This is a genomic window from Candidatus Omnitrophota bacterium, assembly GCA_028715965.1.
Classification (GTDB): domain Bacteria; phylum Omnitrophota; class Gorgyraeia; order Tantalellales; family Tantalellaceae; genus JAQUQS01.
Genome location: JAQUQS010000004.1, coordinates 34,910 through 51,690, shown reverse-complemented (window position 1 = coordinate 51,690; position 16,781 = coordinate 34,910). Strand labels below are relative to the sequence as shown.

Genomic DNA, 16,781 nt, shown 5'->3' with positions numbered 1-16,781 from the left:
TCGTGTACTTACTTTTTCTTCTTCGCTACTTTTTTCTTCGCGACCTTTTTCTTTGCTACTTTTTTCTTCGCGACCTTTTTCTTTGCGGCCTTCTTTTTCTTTACTACCATTACTTCACCCCCTTTAGTTAAATTTACTGCCCCTCAACTTAAATATTTTTTCTTTGATTAAAATATACATTATAAAAACTGATTTGCAAGCCAAAATAAAAAAATTTTTCATATTTTCTTCTTTATCACGACAACCGATAGCATGTCATTGCCGAACATGCGCGCGATCTGCGGCATCTGCTATACCCCTTGAAATACAAGGGCTGTAGGAGCACGCCCTGAAACGCGTTATCCACCCGCTACGGATCGGGCCGTAATTTTTTTTTCAAAAATCATGTTGTAGGAAAATTTTTTATGAAAAACCGCCGCGATCAAGCTTTCAACGCATCTCTCAATCGTCGTTCCGCGTCACTAACGGCCCTGGTGAACTCAACGGCCACACCGTAGGTCTTCACCATTCCGTGTCCATACTCTTCGCATCTTACGACACGGCCCATCCATTTACTTTCATGCCCGTCAGGCATAAGTATTACGATATCGACTTCATGTCCGATCTCCATCATATCCATGGACACGAAAAATGTACCGCCCATACTTAGATTTTCGGTCACGGCAAGTCCTGCGGCGGTCCCATTCGGGGTCCCGGACCTGTATTTTAGCGTGAACTTGTGACCAGCCCTTTTAAAGGCCCTTTTTTCATCTGATATCATCGTACTATGAGGCTCCCGGACCGTTAAAACGAAGTATATTACATCCGCTTCCCTCATCGAACCCTTTTGAGACATCCGGCCCGACGACCTCAGTTATAACGGCCTCTACAGTTATAAATACCTTATCCCCGGAACGCAGGCACCCGGTGGTTCCGCCTCCTTCCCTCCCCGCGGAAATATGTAGATGTACCTTGTGAGACACCCCTGACCTGATTATCGTCCCCGATCCAAGAACTTCCCTTGGCTCTTCGAAATCATACATAATGGGTTTAGGCGGGATAGCCCCGTCCTCAGGGCCCGTCACCATACGAGCGGATGCCAGGGCGCCAAGAAGCGTGACCGTAGCGAACGAAATGTTCTCCTTGCGCGCTATCTCCTCGATCCCACGCAAAAGAGGGTCACCATTGTCAAACCTGACAATGATGACCCTCCCTACTTTTGCTTCGCGATACTCCATGATACGAATACGGACTTGTTACATATAACGCTCTGGCCCGCTATCCTGTTCCTTGAATTCCGGTTTATATTGTTCCGAGGGTCGTCCGAAACAGATCCCCAGCCCCTCGAATATCTTCACCTGGTCCAGGTCGACATGACGTTGTTCAATGGCTTTTTTCGCCTGCATATAACGTATTTCTTTCCCCCTCACTCCGGCCACGGTGACACCGGTGATCCCGTTAACCATGAGTTGGACCGCCGCCGCGCCGACCTCCTTGCCAAAATTAACATCATACGCGGAGCTGCGACCGCAACGGACAAGATGTCCCGGCGCGACAGAACGCACTTCCGGTATGGTATAAATATCTTCCACGTACATATGCGTCTCTTCCATTATCTTCTTTACACTTGTGTCCGCCTTGAACCTCTTCGTAAGTTCCTGACAAACGTATTTGGCGGCACCGGCGAGTTTTTTATGCCCGAACGAGTCCACCCCGGCGGATTCATCCACGATCTCAGCCCCGCTAGCGTTCCGGAGCCCTTCCGCCACGACTATAAGATATGTCACGGCATTGACGTCACTTACATGCACACGGCTATAGAACCTTTCTTTTACATGCTTGTACAGGATATCGAAGTCCACGGGTATTTCCGGGATAAGTACCGCGTCGACATCTCCCGCCACGCCACCCCTGAACGCGGTATGCCCGGCATATCGCCCGAACACCTCCATGACGATTATCCTGTTATGTGTACGGCCGGTGGTCTTGAGTTCATCGGCATAAACGGCTATTTTATTGATGGTCGAATCACCACCCACCGAATACGTCTGGAGGTCAAGGTCCATGGTCTTCGGCACATGTACACAGTTGACACCATTCGTATGGAGGTCCACCATGACACTACCGGAATCATCCCCTCCGCTGATGACAAGGCCATCCAGCTGGAATTTCTTCATTCCTTCCTTTATACGGTCATATTTGCCTTCATCCTTGATCTTCTTCACCTTCACACGCGAATGTCCGGCCTCGGACCCCGCGTCGTTGGCGTTTATCAGGTCAAGCCGTTCCGACGTCAACTCGGTAAGTTTTTCGAAATCCACCAGGTTATACAATCCCGCGTACCCGTTCGGCACCACATAGGTCTTGATCCCCAGGGCATTTCCCATGCCCGCGGCACCCTTGATAACAGCGTTAAGCCCCCCGCAATCCCCTCCGCTGGTTATGATCCCGATCTTCTTAATAGCCGACATACTTCCTCCTGTTCCACTGTTTTATGGTTGTTAAGCAAGTGTTTTAAAAATACGCGTCCAGGGATTTCTTGAAAAAAGAGTTCCTGGTGGGCATCTTTACCTTGAACGTTCGTCCACTTAGTATCATTTTTTCCAGGGCCTTATCCCCGCTTTTCCAGTTACCATACGTCAAAATGAACTCAAAATCATCCCCGCTCTGTCTTATTGAGCTAATAGTGTAAGGCTTGAATGGAACGAACTGAAAATCCAGTTTGGCGTCCTCGAACGTATAGTCCACCTTCGACTCTTCATCTATCAGCTCATACATTGTCTGGTAATCCGACCTCTGCCACGCGTTCAGGAACTGGGTCACCACGCTGACAGCCTGGGGGCATAGATCATAATCCGGTCCATCCCCGGAACCGCCCAAGGGAACCCCAAGCATCATGTCCCCGTCTTCCATGCTGATCTCACTATGGGCCATGGTCACCACAACCATAAATAACAGCAGGAACACTACCTGCGCGCTGGAATACCTGAGCATGATCCTCATGAGCCGAACCTGTAATGTTTTTTTATCTTTTCGCTTATATCCCATACACATTGCATCCCTTCGGGAAAAGTGACCAGGTCTCCCGGGCCGAACTCCGCGGGAGAACCACCATCAGGTGTCACCTTAGCCCTGCCTTCAAGTATGTAACAGACCTCTTTCTGGTCATAGGACCAATCAAACCGGGAGGGTTCTTTCGTCCATATGGGCCATTCTTTAATACCCATACTTTCAAGTGTTTTTTTGTCAGGCCTTTCCACGTTTATACGCATATCACACCTCCTGGAACGTTCATATCGCGGTATCCAGAACAAAAGTGACCGGGCCGTCATTCTCCAGCCCCACACACATCTTTTTCCCAAAGGATCCCGTCTTTACCGTCAGCCCTCGGCCCCGAAGGACCTCATTGAAATACTCCCATAACGCCATGGCCCTCGCCGGTTCCTCGGCGCCATCAAATGCCGGCCTGTTGCCGTCCTCCAGGGATCCCAATAAGGTAAATTGCGGTACGCTGAGGATCTCACCCCCCGCGCGAAGTATGTCCAGGTTCATTTTGCCGGCTTCGTCCTCGAATATCCTTAACTTGGATATCTTGGCGGCCATCCTGCCGGCATCTTCCAGCGTATCGCCGACAGCCACCCCTACCAGGAGAAGCATGCCCTTGCCTATTTTCTCTTCTTTCCCGGGTTCAGACACTACTCTGGCCCGGGTTACCCTTTGTACAACGATCTTCATCGATCTATATCCTATTATAAACCTTTCCTATTATCAACTATTATCATGCGGATCAACAGGCTAGCCTCTTATATTAACAAGCTCGCCGATACCGTCGATCTCTACCTTTACCTTGTCCCCAGACCCCATTGGGCCCACCCCCGGAGGTGTGCCTGTCGCGATGACATCTCCAGGCATAAGTGTCATTATCCCGCTTATGAACTCCAGTATTTCCGGGACACTGAAGATCATCCGGGACGTTCGGGAGGATTGGACGACGTTCCCGTTCAGATATGTCCGTATCCCGAGATCTGACGGGTCGAGTTCTGTCTCGATCCACGGACCGAAAGGAGCGAAAGTATCAAAGGATTTCGCCCTTGTCCACTGCACATCCTTTTTCTGCAACCCGCGGGCGGTAACGTCATTAAAACAGGAAAATCCACTGATATGATCATATGCCGCTCCGGCCCTTACATGCCTGGATCCCCTGCCGATAACGAACGCCAGTTCTCCCTCATAATGGACCTCTCCCTCGCCTTCATATATTATGGTCCCACCCGGTCCTATTACAGCCGTCGCCGGCTTAATGAATATTACCGGTTCCCGCGGTATTTCCATGTTCAGCTCTTCCGCGTGATCCCTGTAATTCAGGCCCACACATACTATCTTGGAAGGGGCTGACGGAGGAAGAAGCGTAACATCATCGAGCTGGTATTCGACCTTACGGCCGGCGCTTATAACTGTGGCCGTATCTCCGGAAGGGGTCAATATGCCCTCTAATATCGAATTATCATGTTCAAATCTGATCAACCTCATAAATGTCCGGCCTCACGATCCCTGGCATGGGTCATTTGTTCAACGCTTATATGCGGTAGCTGCTATCTCTATGCGGGCGTTTTTCGGTAATTTCACGGCCTGGACAACATATCTGGCGGGTTTTATCTCTACTTCACTGAAAAAACGCTCGTATACACCGTTCATATCCGCAAAATCACCCATATCACGCAAAAAAACCTCTGTTTTAACGATATCCGCAAGGGACAGACCGGTACTTATGAGTATGTTCGAGATATTCGCCAGAACAGTGGCTGTCTGTTCAAGGATATCGTCTTTGCCCATATCCCCGGTGATCCGGTCTATAGCTATCTGCCCGGAAACAAAACAAAGATCCCCGGCCCATACCGCCTGTGAATAAGGCCCTATGGCAGCCGGGGCATCGTGGCATTCTACCTTCTTCTTGGTGATTTCATCCATGGATCATGCCCGAGACCAGGTTATTGCTCTTCTATGCTGATCCCTTTGTCCCCTAAATAGTCGAACATCCGCGCTATTTCCTCTTCCTCGCCGTGTATAATAAGATATGCCCATCCGCTTTCCGTGGAGAAAGACGCTTCCACGATCTTTATGTCCACCTTATAGTTACGGATCATATTACAGATTATAGGTTCTTCCTTCAGCTCACCCGGGATAAATAACTCAACATGTTTTTCCTGCATATCGGCTCCTTCCATTTGTGTGGACCTGCTGCCCCTATTCCGCGAACCCCATATCCAGGAAGTTCTTGAGTTTTTTAGCGCGTATCGGGTGCCTTAATTTTTTCAAGGCTTTCGCCTCTATCTGTCTTACCCTCTCCCGGGTAACATTGAATATTTTCCCCACCTCTTCGAGGGTGCGGGGATACCCGTCCCCTATACCAAAACGCAGGGTAAGCACTTTCTGTTCTCTATCCGTAAGCGTCTCAAGGACCTCATCCATCTGCTCCTTGAGCATCGCGTACGCGGTAGCGTTCGCCGGCGATACTGCCGACTTATCCTCGATAAAATCACCAAAGCTCGTGTCCCCCTCATCCCCTATAGGCGTCTCAAGTGATATGGGATGTTGTGCTATCTTGATTATCCCACGTACCTTTTCCACCGGAAGCTTCATCGCCGAAGAGATCTCCTCAGGGGTAGGCTCCCTCCCGTTCTCCTGGACGAGCGACCTGGAGACCCTGACAAGCTTGTTTATGGTCTCCGTCATATGCACGGGGATCCTTATGGTCCTCGACTGGTCCGCGATAGAACGTGTTATGGCCTGCCGTATCCACCAGGTCGCGTACGTGCTGAACTTATAACCCCTCTCGTACTCGAATTTATCGACCGCCTTCATCAGGCCCATATTCCCCTCCTGTATAAGGTCCAGGAAGGAAAGTCCCCGATTCGTGTATTTTTTGGCTATGCTGACCACCAGCCTCAGGTTTGCCGCTACCAGCTCTTTTTTCGCCTTCGTATATTCTATCTCGATCTGCTCTATCTTTTCCTGGTCCTCCTTGATCTGGTCCACCGAACGCCCTACCTTGCGAAGCAATTTCCGGAGCTGGGACTTAAGCGCGGCGTTGTTCTTTTTCTTCCTGGCGTTCCTCGGGTTCTCCAGTTTGGCCCTTATCAGATTGGCCTCTTTAAGTATTTCCAGGAGCTCATCCGATATCTTTTCCGTTACGGAAATGGACACCTTTAGCTTCTTCATGAGCTTAAGTATGGTGTCATGTTTCTTGGACAATTTGATGCGCTTGATCAGGAGGCTCTTGCGTTCCTTGACCTTTTCGACATCTGACCCGGGTTCTACGTCAAGTACATCATCAAGGTTATAGTCATTAAGCATATATTCCTCTATCCTGCCTATGACCATCTCCCGCCCGAGCTTAATCTGGAAGACTATGTCCTTGAAATCCTTTTCCGTCTTTTTTATCCTTTTGGCCAGTTCCAGTTCCTCATTGCGGTTCAGGAGCGGTATCTGTCCCATCTGTTTCAGGTACATCTTGACCGGGTCGTCTATCTGTACGAATTTCCGCGTCTTGATCTTCTTCTGGTCACGTTTGACCGCGAGTGGTATCCTTTCCACTTCCTCTTCGGATTCGACCACCTTTATATCCGCGCTCTGCAAAGCCGTTATGACCTCGTCTATCTCACTTGAAGAAACAACTTCTTCCGGGAGGATATCATTGACCTCATCGTAGCTCAGGAACCCCTTGTCCTTACCCGCCATGATCAGTTTTCTTACTATCGCGGACCGGGCAGCTGGGGCCTCGTCCTCATCCTCGGGGAAAACCTCGTCAACATCAACATCGCGCACCTTTTCGCCCGCGGCTTTCATTATCTTCTTTTTTCTCGGCATGATATTACGCCACCTTTTCTTTATGTATCTTCTTGATCTCTTCTTTTAGGTCCTTCATTTTCTTCATCAAGAGCAACATTTCCCCGTTATCCTTAGCTCCCCGCAACTTATCCTGCAAAAGAGCGTATTTAGCCTGGAACTCGTCTTCGCGCATACGAAAGATACAGTCTTTCAAGACCTTTTCCGGCTCGCCACCTATATCTGAGTTCCTGATAGCCGCGATGACCGCGTTCTTAACGCCTTCGTCCTCTTCTATCCGGCTCAGGAACTTACCCGGGGTCACGTTCACGGTACCGCCCTCATCCATCATTTGTTTAAGGGCCATGAGGGCCTTTTTTATATTGTTGTCCGTGAACCTGTCCAGTCCCAGATCGTTCTCAATGGACTCGAACATGGACCGGGAGGATATCGCCAGGCCCAGAAGATGTAGTTCTCCGCTGTTATACAGGTCCCTTTTTTCATCCGTCTTTTTTTTATCCGCGGTGAACCGATATGAATAATCCTTCACCTTTTTAAGCTCATGCTGCAGGGCCGATTCATGCACCCCTAGCCGCTGTCCCAGTCGCTTAAGATAATCGGACCGCTGCACATAGTTCTCGGCCTTCGCGATCGTCGGGAGCATCTCGCTGGCTATGCCGGCCACATCCGAGGCCCCAAGCTTCTCTATCAAAAGATCCAGCTTGTAGTCAAAAAGTTCCTTTGCTTCCCGCGCCGCTTTCAGGAAAGCCTCTCCGCCGTTCTTACGAGAAAAACTATCCGGGTCCTCTCCCTTAGGAAGGCGGGCCACACGCACCTTCATTCCATTCTCAAGCAATATATCCAGGCCCCTCAGGCTAGCCGATTCCCCCGCCTGGTCGGAATCATATACCATGACCACCGTATCCGTATATTTCTTGATCATGCTTACCTGTTGTATCGTCAAAGCGGTGCCGGAAGTAGCCACGACGTTATTGACCCCGAACTGTGCCGGCATCACCACGTCCATATAGCCTTCTACCATGATGACAAAACCATTCTCCCTTATGGCCCTTCTGGCGAAATTAAGGCCGTACAGGGTCCTGCTCTTGTTATATATGATGGTTTCAGGGGAATTTATATATTTAGGGAGGGAATCGTCCATTACCCTGCCCCCGAAAGCTATGATCTTCCCCCGTTCGTTAAAAACCGGATATATCACGCGGTTCCTGAACCTGTCGTAATCGCTTTTGCCTTTCTCGCTGGGTATGGTCAACCCGGCCTGACGAAGAAGATCATGGGAAATTCCCTTTTTTTCGCAGTATTTACGCAGGTTTTCCCATCCTTCCGGGGCATATCCTATGCGGAATGTGGTCAACGTTTCAGGATTGAGCCCTCGGTCCTTCAGATACTGTAAAGCCCCATGGCCGGACTGTCCGCGCAGGTTGCTCTGGAAAAAACTCGCGGCTATCTGGTTCATTTCGTGCAATTTAGTTGCGATCGAATCAGTAACATTCTCTTGCTCACTTGTCTCAGGGACCTCTACGCCGGCCTTCGGGGCCAGGACCCGCACGGCCTCAGGAAAGCTAAGGTTCTCATACTTCATCACGAACCCTATAGCGTTCCCACCCGCGCCACACCCGAAACAATGGTATATCTGTTTCTCGGGGCTGACAACAAAAGACGGGGTCTTCTCATTATGGAACGGACAACAGGCCTTAAAACTCCCTCCGGTCTTCTTCAGGGGCACGAACTCCCCTATGACCTCAACAATATCAAGCCGGTCAAGTATTTGGTCTATTATTTCCTGTTTGATCCTGCCCATATATGCTCACACCACTATCGTTTAAAACGCCTGAAACCGGAACACGCGACAAAATCCAGTTTACCACTTTTCTCTACCTCATCGAAAAGAAGGTTCAACCCCAGATTATCGCTGGAGATGTGTCCCGCTATGATATAATTCACCATTTCGGATGACGCCTCTTTATACGCGCTCTCCTTACAATGCATTCCCACGATCGTCCTTACACCTGCCTGCGAGAGGCGGCTGAACATCTTATCCGGGCCAGAGGTCCCCCCGGTCATATCCACGAATATACGTCCCGCCTTGTCCGTCTCCTTCCCTATCAATATATGCGGACCCGCGCCGTTCTTTACGGCATCCTTGTACTCAGGTATCGCTTTCAATATACCAAGCGCGTTCTTCAATGTGCCCGGTTTTTTCTTGTCGAAGATCCCCTGCAAATAAGAGGCCACACAGTTGTCGGCGGCCGTATGGATACACATGAAAGGTATCCCCAATATCCTGGCGGCATCCACAGCACGCTGGTGATTTGCCGCCGATATGCCCCTAGACACCTCTTCCGACCGTTTTTTCATCAGTTTACTCGCCACCTCCGGATCGAAACCATACCGTTCCCATAGAGAGGGCTGTATCTCCATGACCCTGTTAAGTTCGGCGTATGCCCTTCCTGCCGGGTGATGGGAGACGACGAGGTCAATTTTGACGCCTTTTTCCCGCAAACGATCGGCAAGGAGTATCTCCCCTACATCTATGTCTATCCCCGCCATAACGGTACAGACCTCTTCTTCGCCCGTTCCCGATAAGATACGCGTATCATAGTAGGGGTTAGATAACGCAGCCTTATCGAAATAACGCCTATCCACACCTTTAGCCTTTTTATACTCACTGCGGGCACCGGAAAGAGTCGCTTTTACCTGATTGTCCTTCCGCATATCGGCTTTCATGCCTTTTTTGACCGCCAGCTCATAAAATGTCCTTAACTTCACCGCACACTCCCTTTTTACTTATCCTTTTCCCCGAGCAATGTCATCATGACATCCTCGGAGTCGATATTCTTTTTTATACCGGTAAGGCCCGTGAGCCAACTATATATGTCCACATCGATATTCACGAAAAAAAGCGCCGTAGGTGTCTTCTCCAGCAAAAATGTCTTAGCCTGCTCCATCGGCATAAGCAGTATCTGTATGCCGATCATGCCGAAAATCACCAGAGCCCGTATCGCCGACACGAACGCGCCGCCTATTCTTTCTAAGAGTGAAAGCTCTTCGCCTGCCGCCGCTATGATCATCTTCTCAATGATCTTTATGATTATGAACGGTACCATTGCCAACGCGAAAAAGGATAGCGGCTTTGCCCAATCCTGAAGCATAAAACCGAATATCGCTTTGGAGAGATATTCATAATAACCCAGAGAACAAAAAACCAACACCACCCATCCTATCAAAGAAATGATCTGCGCACTGATGCCGGACCTTGTGCCCTTATAAACCATTCCTGATAAAAGGATTATGTAAAATATCTCAAATATGGTGATCTTCTCCAAAAAGACAGGCAATTCTACCCCTTATAAGCTGAAAAAGAAGTATATCATATAAAAAAATAGATGTCAAACCACCCGATGGATAGTTTCATAAAATTTAAACTTTTTCAAAATTAACAAAGTAAGGCGAGCGCGTAATTTATGTAACTTATTTATACATAGTATATTACGCTGGTTTAGCGCAAATTAGGCTTGGTTCTATTCGTTTTTCAGCTTTTGTCGGAGTGACCCGAATAATATCCCCAATGCAAGAGTTATATCCGGACAAGACCACTCTCACGTATTCACCTGTATATCCCTCAAGCATCCCTCCCTTTTCCTGTTTTTCCAACAGCACATCTACCGGGGTACCTATAAATGAACGACAAAATCTATCTTTAAACCCTTCTCCGAGTTCAATAAGTTCGTTCACGCGTTGTTTGGCTACATCAACAGGTACCTTGAAGGACATACTGGCCGCTTTCGTGCCGGGACGTTCACTAAAACGGAAAACATGCAAACGGGATGGAGATATTTCATGAAGAAAATCGCGTGTGTTCCGATGGTCGTCCTCCGTTTCCCCCGGAAATGAGGATATAACATCCATAGTTATTCCCGCGGACGGCATGACCTTCCGGATATGCTCGATCCTGCGGGCATAATCACGCACAGTATACCTACGCCCCATGGCCCCCAGGATATGGTCCGAACCGCTTTGCAGCGGGATATGGAGATGCCGGCACAACCTTTCATCTCCCGACAATACGTCCAAAAGCTCCTCGTCCACATGGTTGGGCTCCAGGGAGCTCAATCTTATCCTGTACCTTCCCTTTATACGGAGTATCTCCCTCAATAGATGGTCAAGACGCTCGCCCCCATTACCACGCCAAAGCCCGAGGCATATCCCGGTGATAACCATTTCCCGATACCCTCTCTCAAGAAGCCTTTCCACCTCGGCCACTATCTCATCAATACCCCTGGAGCGGGATGGGCCACGAACAATGTTAACCTTGCAATACGCGCATTTCTGGTCACATCCATCCTGCACCTTGATAAAAGCGCGTGTATGGGTACCGAACCCGGATATGCCCGCGTTGACCGCGCCCACACACTCCCCGGACAGATCCCTGACTATCATTGGGACTATATTTCCCTTCTCACCGCCGGGAATAACGCTATGTATCTCGCTAATACCATTCAATGTTCGTATATCCTCGGGAAGGACCGCGTAACATCCCGTAAAGAATATCCGTATATCAGGATTATCACGTTTTACACGTTTCAGGTAACGCCTCGCTTTCACCTCCGCCTGCCCGGTTACCGTACACGAGTTGACAACGAGCACATCAGCTTCATCCGTCCCGGTCTCTTCCCACCCGTACTTCACGAAGCCTTCCCGCATAAGCTGCTCTTCATACTGGTTGACCTTACAGCCGAAAGTCTTTAAAGCGAATCTGAATGTTCTCATGGGTTGACAGACCTTATCTTGAATAGCGTCATATGGAATACCGGCACCCTATAGCGGAAAGAATGAAAAGGGCCGCAGTATCACTTTTCAGCACCCTTGGCCCCAGGGAAACGGACCTGCAATGCTCATTACACAACGCGGCCGTTATCTCATCTTGAGTAAAATCCCCTTCCGGTCCGACAAGCACGAGTATGCTTCCCTTACCGATATCTTCTATAGCCTGTCGCAAAGGTATCGTATCGGGTCCCAGATACGCCAGGAGGATCACATCGTACCGCGCGAGATCGGCAACTAGATCGTTATAGAGGACGGTCGCGGCAATTTCCGGGACATTTGTCCTGCCGCATTGCTTAGCGGCCTCTACCGCTATCTTGCGCCACCTTTCCTCCTTACGTTTCGAGGAACCTTCATCAGGGCGGACTATCGTCCTCGCCGTTACAAGTGGGATCATATGGCTGACCCCCAATTCCGTGGCCTTTTCGACGATAAGGTCCATTTTGTTCTTTTTGGGCACAGACTGCGCCAGGGTCACATCGGGCATCTTATCCGGCAGTGGCTTTTCCATTTTGATTATCTCCACGATAAGACGCTTCGCCCTTTCGTCCACGGTCTTTATGAACCCCGTATATTCGGCGCCGGTACCATCGAAAACGACCACTTTATCGCTCTCCACAAGACGCATAACGTCCAGTATATGATGCGCCTCATTACCGTCAATAAGTATGTCTTTTTCGCCTATGTTCTCTTTTGGAGCGTAAAACCTGCTCATCAGGGCGACCCCTTACCTGGACACGTCCACATGTTCATTCTTGTTTTTCACCAAAAACTTCCGCGGTAAAAACGTATATCTCGCATTTCCCCGTCTTCCAAGCGTCATACGGTATCCCGGCCTTCTGTCCGCAGAGACTGTTCATGAACTCTTCCTTACCCCATCCGGTCTCCGTAGCCACCTGCGGAAGATATACACCGCTCCTTGGCCCCATACGCACCAGCACACCATGTTTCCCTACCTCGACCTCATCAGCACTGGCCACCTTACGCAGGGGAGATAGCACGGATATCTCGATATCAATGGCCGCAAGCTCCCCCTCTTTGACCGCGTGGAAACGTGGGTCCTCCGTAGCCGCCGCAACCGCCATATCCCTGACCGTAAGATAAAGTGGCCCCCGGGCCATCATATTCCCGATACATCCCCGAAGCTCACCATTCTCGTGAAGTGTGACAAACGCCCCCATCTCCTCCCCCAGATCAGCGTCATCGACCACGGGCTCATAGCGGCGCCCTGTCTTGAGGTAATGCCCTATGGAATCCCTGGCTATCTTTAAAAGCTCTTTTCTCTCGCCCGCGTTAAGCATATCTCCCCCCTCCGCCTTATCCTGTATCGAGACCACCGCCACCGGGTCCGCGACCTTGTCTTCCGCCACTCGCACAAATGCCCCGCTCAAATATCCCACCACCTTTTCCTTTACTCCTGATGTGTCCCCGGAATTAGCTCGTTCCAATACAAGGAATTTATTCGCGCCAAGCTGCTTTGCCAGTGACATCACGGTGTACGCGGCCCCATAACCACACATCAGCTGCTGTTCATTGAGCATATTGAACCCGTAGAACTTTGCAGGGTCCATTTGCCGGATCACCTCTGTGGTCATAGCGTCTATCTTATCTCCCACATCATATGGCAGATAATGGCTCATATCGCTGGACGCTATCACGATCATCTTCTTCTCCGAGCCCTTGATAACATCATATAACGCGTTGATCAGGGACTCACAGCTCTTCAGTCCCTGGTCTTCCATGGCGACGAAGACCGCCTTGGTGCCAGGTAACGCGTGTTTTATGAACGGGAACTGCATCTCAATGGAATTCTCGGAATCAAAAATATCTTTACTGCCGATGAATTTCGGGCCGGACGATATGAGCTTCCCTGTTAACTCCTTATCGATCTCGATATCCCCCAAAGGCGTAACGATACGATCATCGTCAAGGACCGCTATGGTACCCGGGGCGAAAAGCCTGTGCGTGAAACCAACGACTATAACAACTTCCGGGCCCGCTTTCTGGAGCAATTTATACGCGTACGCCGCAACCGGACCGGAGAACTTAAGTCCCGCGTGCGGAACAAGAACAGCGTAGACCTCGCCATCCACATCCTGCACATCCGCCTGGGACATATAGGTATCCAGCTCTTTTTTGAGAAATGCCGGGGAATCCGTATACCAGCTACCGGCAAGATCGGCGTTCTTTGCGTGAACGGTTCCGCCCGACAGAAAAACGACCGTAACACACATACATAGGACCGCTCTTATGACCATACCACCCTCCGCATCGTCACAATACCCAGAGCAAGAAAAGAATGACTACCAGTAAAATAACGACCGCGAACACAAGACCATGCGCCGAATAACGCATCTTCCCGAGGACTCCTACCGGCCTGCCTATTTCCTCTCCGCAGTAAAGGCACAATAAAGCGTCCTCATCATATATGGGTTTTCCACAGTTCTGGCAATATACGGGGTTTGACATTATTATTTACGAAAAATTTTTTTATGTTATAATGTTCTCACATTTCGGTGGGGCTGTAGCTCAATTGATAGAGCGCCTGGTTCGCAATCAGGAGGTTAGGGGTTTGATCCCCCTCAGCTCCACCAAATATCCGGCCCACGTCAAGTCACGTTCGTTATAAAAGACTCCACGGCCTTTTTAATGTTCTCCCAGTCCGCCTTGGAATGTATGCCGAACTTCTGCTTGCGCTTCCATTCCTCTCCTGTCTTCTGCCACAAATAGAAACATACCTGCTTTTTCGCGTAGCTTTCCAGAAGCACCACCGAGGCCCACCACCCGAATTTCTTGCTTATCGTCCTCGACTGGAGCACCTTAAGCGGAGGCTTGATGGGCACCGGCTCATCCGGGTCCGCGACTCCCGGGGCGGGCATGATATTATGTTGGGCGTAGTTTTCGCCGTCCATACGATATCTCCTTATATTACCGGGTCAACGTTACTTTATAGTTCTCCTGGCCGCCTTCAAGCACGACATGGCCTTCTCGCGCCAACCATCCAATACTCATCAGTACCAGGTCCCGGTCCGAACCAAGCCCCTGTACCATATCGTTTATACTGGATATTTTGCCATGCACTTCAAGATAGTTCCAGATGTCTCCCGCCATAAGTCCGATCCTTGTTATCACTTTATCCTCCTTTTCAGGCCATGCCTGATCTTTTATTCTTTCGTGCCAGGCCGTAACGGCCCTTCTGGTTAAAACTACCGCATCTGGGGCATTTTGATATTTCTTCGTTAAGGCTGTCAATATACGCGAGAGCGCATATTGAACAATGCCACAGATGTTTTTCGTCCGACGAGAACGTCTTCAGTTTGACTCCGAAATCATAGAACGACCATATGATCAGCACAAGCACTGTCGATATAAAAAGATATATTACGAGCGCGGTTGTAATATCTAATTTTATCATATATCAGCTTTCGGTGCTCAGGATAACTTCCTCTTCTATCCATTCATCCCCGTAATACCCCTGTTCCCGGGGCTCGAACATGAGTCCCCTGAGATATTTCTCTGCCAACAGGTCGACCTGTGGATGTCCGCTGGTTATAAGCGGCTCCGCCCGTTTAACGTCCCCTTTCGGCGATACCAACACCCTGAAACGGGTTATGAACATGTCTTTATCGTCATATTGCCCTCTAGGAAGAGGCGTAAGAGCGGGCCTGTATATCACCCTGCGTTCGTTCTCCATGGCCATGAGGTCGGAATTGAATTTGTTGAACAAAGATCCTCCAGACTCTGTCCCCATACGCATATCCGGAAGCAATTTGGCGCTGTCCAGGAATTCCCGGGCAAGCCTGTCGATCCCCATATCCATGCGCGTGACCGTACCCCTGTCTACCGCTTCTCGCCGCTTAAGACTGACCCTCAGGTAGTTAGCGCTGGCATCATCGGCGTCATTTACCCGGAACGCGGTCACAGCCGACGGAACTACGTTCTCCAGCATTATATCAAATGCCGACTTTTTGAGTATAGGCCCGAGGAAATCTATGTTCTGGTACGGGCTTTTCTTCTCATACGCCGTCGGGCTTACGATATCTACCAACGAGAACGCGACCATATGCGCGCTCAGCGATATCAGTAAAGCTATGGATAAATTCCTTGTAAGCGAGTTCATGCTCCGCTCCGGCTCACTGGGTCGTAGTGGCGATGTTTATCTGTTTGACATCTAGCTGTCGGCATATATCCCAGACCTCGATCACACGTCCCAGTGGCGCTTTTTTGTCCGCCTGTATCAAAAGCGGTTTATCTTCTTTTGCCGCCACGGATATGCGTGAATACAGCTCTTCCGGATTTACGGCCCTTTCCCTGATATATATCTTGTTGTCGCCCGTTATGGTTATGATCAGGAGTTCTTTATGCAGCACTTCGCTGGTGATCGCCTTTGGAAGATTTACCCTTATGCCCGGCTGGAATATAAAACTGGACGTTAACATGAAAAAGATAAGCAGCAGGAACACGACATCGATAAGAGGAGCCATGTCCAGCCGCCCTTTTTCAATGGACATTTTCCGCTTAAATCTCATCATCTTCCCTTTTCTTGCCCAATATATTGACCAGGTCCGTAGCGCTCTTTTCCATTTCCAGCACGAACCCATCGACTTTCGTGACCAGGAAATTATAAGCGACATAAGTGGGTATGGCTACCGCGAGGCCGGCCACCGTGGTGACCAGGGACTCCCAAATCCCGCCCGCGAGATCCCCCGGATTCACCGGCATAAGGGCTCCCGCCTTCTGTTCTATTACCTGGAACGCCCTAACCATACCCGTGACCGTACCCAGAAGCCCCAAAAGCGGCGAAATATGCGCGATCGTGGCCAGCACACCCAGATTCCGCTCCAGACGAGGCACTTCATGGAGCGCCGCCTCCTCTATGGCCTCTTTTATCTCGGCCCTGGGCCTGTCATATTTCAAAATACCGGCTTTGAGTATATTCGTGATCGGGCCCGGCAAGGCGTTACATTTATCAATGGCGTCGGTGATCTTGTTCCTTCGAAGCGTTTCAGTAATGTCTTCCATGAACTCTCGCGTATTTATGCGTACCTGCCTTATGTACCACACGCGCTCAATAAGCACAGTAAAAGCTATTATCGAGCACATTATGATCAAGAACATCAAAGGACCACCTT

General features: G+C 49.8%; 23 protein-coding genes and 1 tRNA gene. 1 reads left to right on the top strand and 23 read right to left on the bottom strand.

Annotation, left to right across the window (positions count from 1 at the left end):
- Nucleotides 1-421: 421 nt before the first annotated feature.
- From PHH49_03240 to PHH49_03160, 17 genes are all read right to left on the bottom strand, one after another.
- Nucleotides 422-760 carry a PilZ domain-containing protein gene (locus PHH49_03240; protein ID MDD5487965.1) on the bottom strand — a complete coding sequence of 113 codons (339 nt, stop codon included), beginning with the start codon at nt 758-760 and terminating at the stop codon, nt 422-424.
- 4 nt (nt 761-764) lie between these two features.
- Nucleotides 765-1,217 (bottom strand): DUF296 domain-containing protein, encoded by a 453-nt coding sequence (locus PHH49_03235; protein ID MDD5487964.1) that lies wholly within the window; start codon nt 1,215-1,217, stop codon nt 765-767.
- A gap of 18 nt (nt 1,218-1,235) precedes the next feature.
- Nucleotides 1,236-2,441, bottom strand: a complete 1,206-nt coding sequence (locus tag PHH49_03230) for a 6-phosphofructokinase (GenBank protein ID MDD5487963.1) — start codon at nt 2,439-2,441, stop codon at nt 1,236-1,238.
- A gap of 52 nt (nt 2,442-2,493) precedes the next feature.
- Entirely contained in the window at nt 2,494-2,982 is a 489-nt protein-coding gene (locus PHH49_03225) for a hypothetical protein (GenBank protein ID MDD5487962.1), read from the bottom strand.
- Nucleotides 2,979-3,251 carry a cupin domain-containing protein gene (locus PHH49_03220; protein MDD5487961.1) on the bottom strand — a complete coding sequence of 91 codons (273 nt, stop codon included), beginning with the start codon at nt 3,249-3,251 and terminating at the stop codon, nt 2,979-2,981. Before PHH49_03220 ends, PHH49_03225 begins: the two co-directional genes overlap by 4 nt.
- 19 nt (nt 3,252-3,270) lie before the next feature.
- The gene (gene dtd, locus PHH49_03215; GenBank protein ID MDD5487960.1) at nt 3,271-3,714 is read right to left on the bottom strand and encodes a D-aminoacyl-tRNA deacylase; all 444 of its coding nucleotides are present in this window, start codon (nt 3,712-3,714) and stop codon (nt 3,271-3,273) included.
- A 60-nt stretch (nt 3,715-3,774) separates the two neighbouring features.
- Entirely contained in the window at nt 3,775-4,509 is a 735-nt protein-coding gene (locus PHH49_03210) for a fumarylacetoacetate hydrolase family protein (protein ID MDD5487959.1), read from the bottom strand.
- Between the two features lie 39 nt (nt 4,510-4,548).
- Nucleotides 4,549-4,947, bottom strand: a complete 399-nt coding sequence (locus PHH49_03205) for a Rid family detoxifying hydrolase (protein ID MDD5487958.1) — start codon at nt 4,945-4,947, stop codon at nt 4,549-4,551.
- Nucleotides 4,948-4,967: 20 nt separating this feature from the next.
- Nucleotides 4,968-5,189 carry an NIL domain-containing protein gene (locus PHH49_03200; GenBank protein MDD5487957.1) on the bottom strand — a complete coding sequence of 74 codons (222 nt, stop codon included), beginning with the start codon at nt 5,187-5,189 and terminating at the stop codon, nt 4,968-4,970.
- Between the two features lie 34 nt (nt 5,190-5,223).
- Nucleotides 5,224-6,846 (bottom strand): RNA polymerase sigma factor RpoD, encoded by a 1,623-nt coding sequence (gene rpoD / locus PHH49_03195; protein ID MDD5487956.1) that lies wholly within the window; start codon nt 6,844-6,846, stop codon nt 5,224-5,226.
- Between the two features lie 4 nt (nt 6,847-6,850).
- The gene (gene dnaG / locus PHH49_03190; protein MDD5487955.1) at nt 6,851-8,626 is read right to left on the bottom strand and encodes a DNA primase; all 1,776 of its coding nucleotides are present in this window, start codon (nt 8,624-8,626) and stop codon (nt 6,851-6,853) included.
- Between the two features lie 14 nt (nt 8,627-8,640).
- Nucleotides 8,641-9,594 (bottom strand): NGG1p interacting factor NIF3, encoded by a 954-nt coding sequence (locus PHH49_03185; GenBank protein ID MDD5487954.1) that lies wholly within the window; start codon nt 9,592-9,594, stop codon nt 8,641-8,643.
- A 14-nt stretch (nt 9,595-9,608) separates the two neighbouring features.
- The gene (locus PHH49_03180; protein ID MDD5487953.1) at nt 9,609-10,163 is read right to left on the bottom strand and encodes a CvpA family protein; all 555 of its coding nucleotides are present in this window, start codon (nt 10,161-10,163) and stop codon (nt 9,609-9,611) included.
- Nucleotides 10,164-10,314: 151 nt separating this feature from the next.
- On the bottom strand, nt 10,315-11,595 hold the full coding sequence (mtaB, locus tag PHH49_03175) for a tRNA (N(6)-L-threonylcarbamoyladenosine(37)-C(2))-methylthiotransferase MtaB (GenBank protein ID MDD5487952.1): 1,281 nt from the start codon (nt 11,593-11,595) through the stop codon (nt 10,315-10,317).
- 28 nt (nt 11,596-11,623) lie between these two features.
- Nucleotides 11,624-12,364, bottom strand: coding sequence for an RsmE family RNA methyltransferase (locus PHH49_03170; protein MDD5487951.1), 741 nt, complete (start codon nt 12,362-12,364; stop codon nt 11,624-11,626).
- Between the two features lie 34 nt (nt 12,365-12,398).
- Nucleotides 12,399-13,907: an AmmeMemoRadiSam system protein B gene (amrB, locus tag PHH49_03165; protein ID MDD5487950.1), complete on the bottom strand. Its 1,509-nt coding sequence runs from the start codon at nt 13,905-13,907 to the stop codon at nt 12,399-12,401.
- Nucleotides 13,908-13,923: 16 nt separating this feature from the next.
- Nucleotides 13,924-14,118 carry a zinc-ribbon domain-containing protein gene (locus PHH49_03160; GenBank protein ID MDD5487949.1) on the bottom strand — a complete coding sequence of 65 codons (195 nt, stop codon included), beginning with the start codon at nt 14,116-14,118 and terminating at the stop codon, nt 13,924-13,926.
- A gap of 49 nt (nt 14,119-14,167) precedes the next feature.
- Here PHH49_03160 and PHH49_03155 point away from each other — a divergent pair.
- A tRNA-Ala gene (locus PHH49_03155) sits at nt 14,168-14,243 on the top strand.
- A 15-nt stretch (nt 14,244-14,258) separates the two neighbouring features.
- Here PHH49_03155 and PHH49_03150 read toward each other — a convergent pair.
- The 6 genes from PHH49_03150 to PHH49_03125 are packed head-to-tail and all read right to left on the bottom strand — an operon-like array spanning nt 14,259 to nt 16,767.
- Complete coding sequence (locus tag PHH49_03150) at nt 14,259-14,561, bottom strand: hypothetical protein (GenBank protein MDD5487948.1); 303 nt, start codon at nt 14,559-14,561, stop codon at nt 14,259-14,261.
- A gap of 16 nt (nt 14,562-14,577) precedes the next feature.
- Nucleotides 14,578-14,781 carry a winged helix-turn-helix domain-containing protein gene (locus PHH49_03145; GenBank protein MDD5487947.1) on the bottom strand — a complete coding sequence of 68 codons (204 nt, stop codon included), beginning with the start codon at nt 14,779-14,781 and terminating at the stop codon, nt 14,578-14,580.
- A 13-nt stretch (nt 14,782-14,794) separates the two neighbouring features.
- Nucleotides 14,795-15,064: a hypothetical protein gene (locus PHH49_03140; protein MDD5487946.1), complete on the bottom strand. Its 270-nt coding sequence runs from the start codon at nt 15,062-15,064 to the stop codon at nt 14,795-14,797.
- A gap of 3 nt (nt 15,065-15,067) precedes the next feature.
- A complete protein-coding gene (locus tag PHH49_03135; protein MDD5487945.1) occupies nt 15,068-15,769 on the bottom strand; it encodes a hypothetical protein in 702 nt (233 codons plus the stop codon).
- Between the two features lie 13 nt (nt 15,770-15,782).
- Complete coding sequence (locus tag PHH49_03130) at nt 15,783-16,181, bottom strand: biopolymer transporter ExbD (protein ID MDD5487944.1); 399 nt, start codon at nt 16,179-16,181, stop codon at nt 15,783-15,785.
- Nucleotides 16,168-16,767: a MotA/TolQ/ExbB proton channel family protein gene (locus PHH49_03125; protein ID MDD5487943.1), complete on the bottom strand. Its 600-nt coding sequence runs from the start codon at nt 16,765-16,767 to the stop codon at nt 16,168-16,170. Before PHH49_03125 ends, PHH49_03130 begins: the two co-directional genes overlap by 14 nt.
- Nucleotides 16,768-16,781 lie beyond the last annotated feature (14 nt).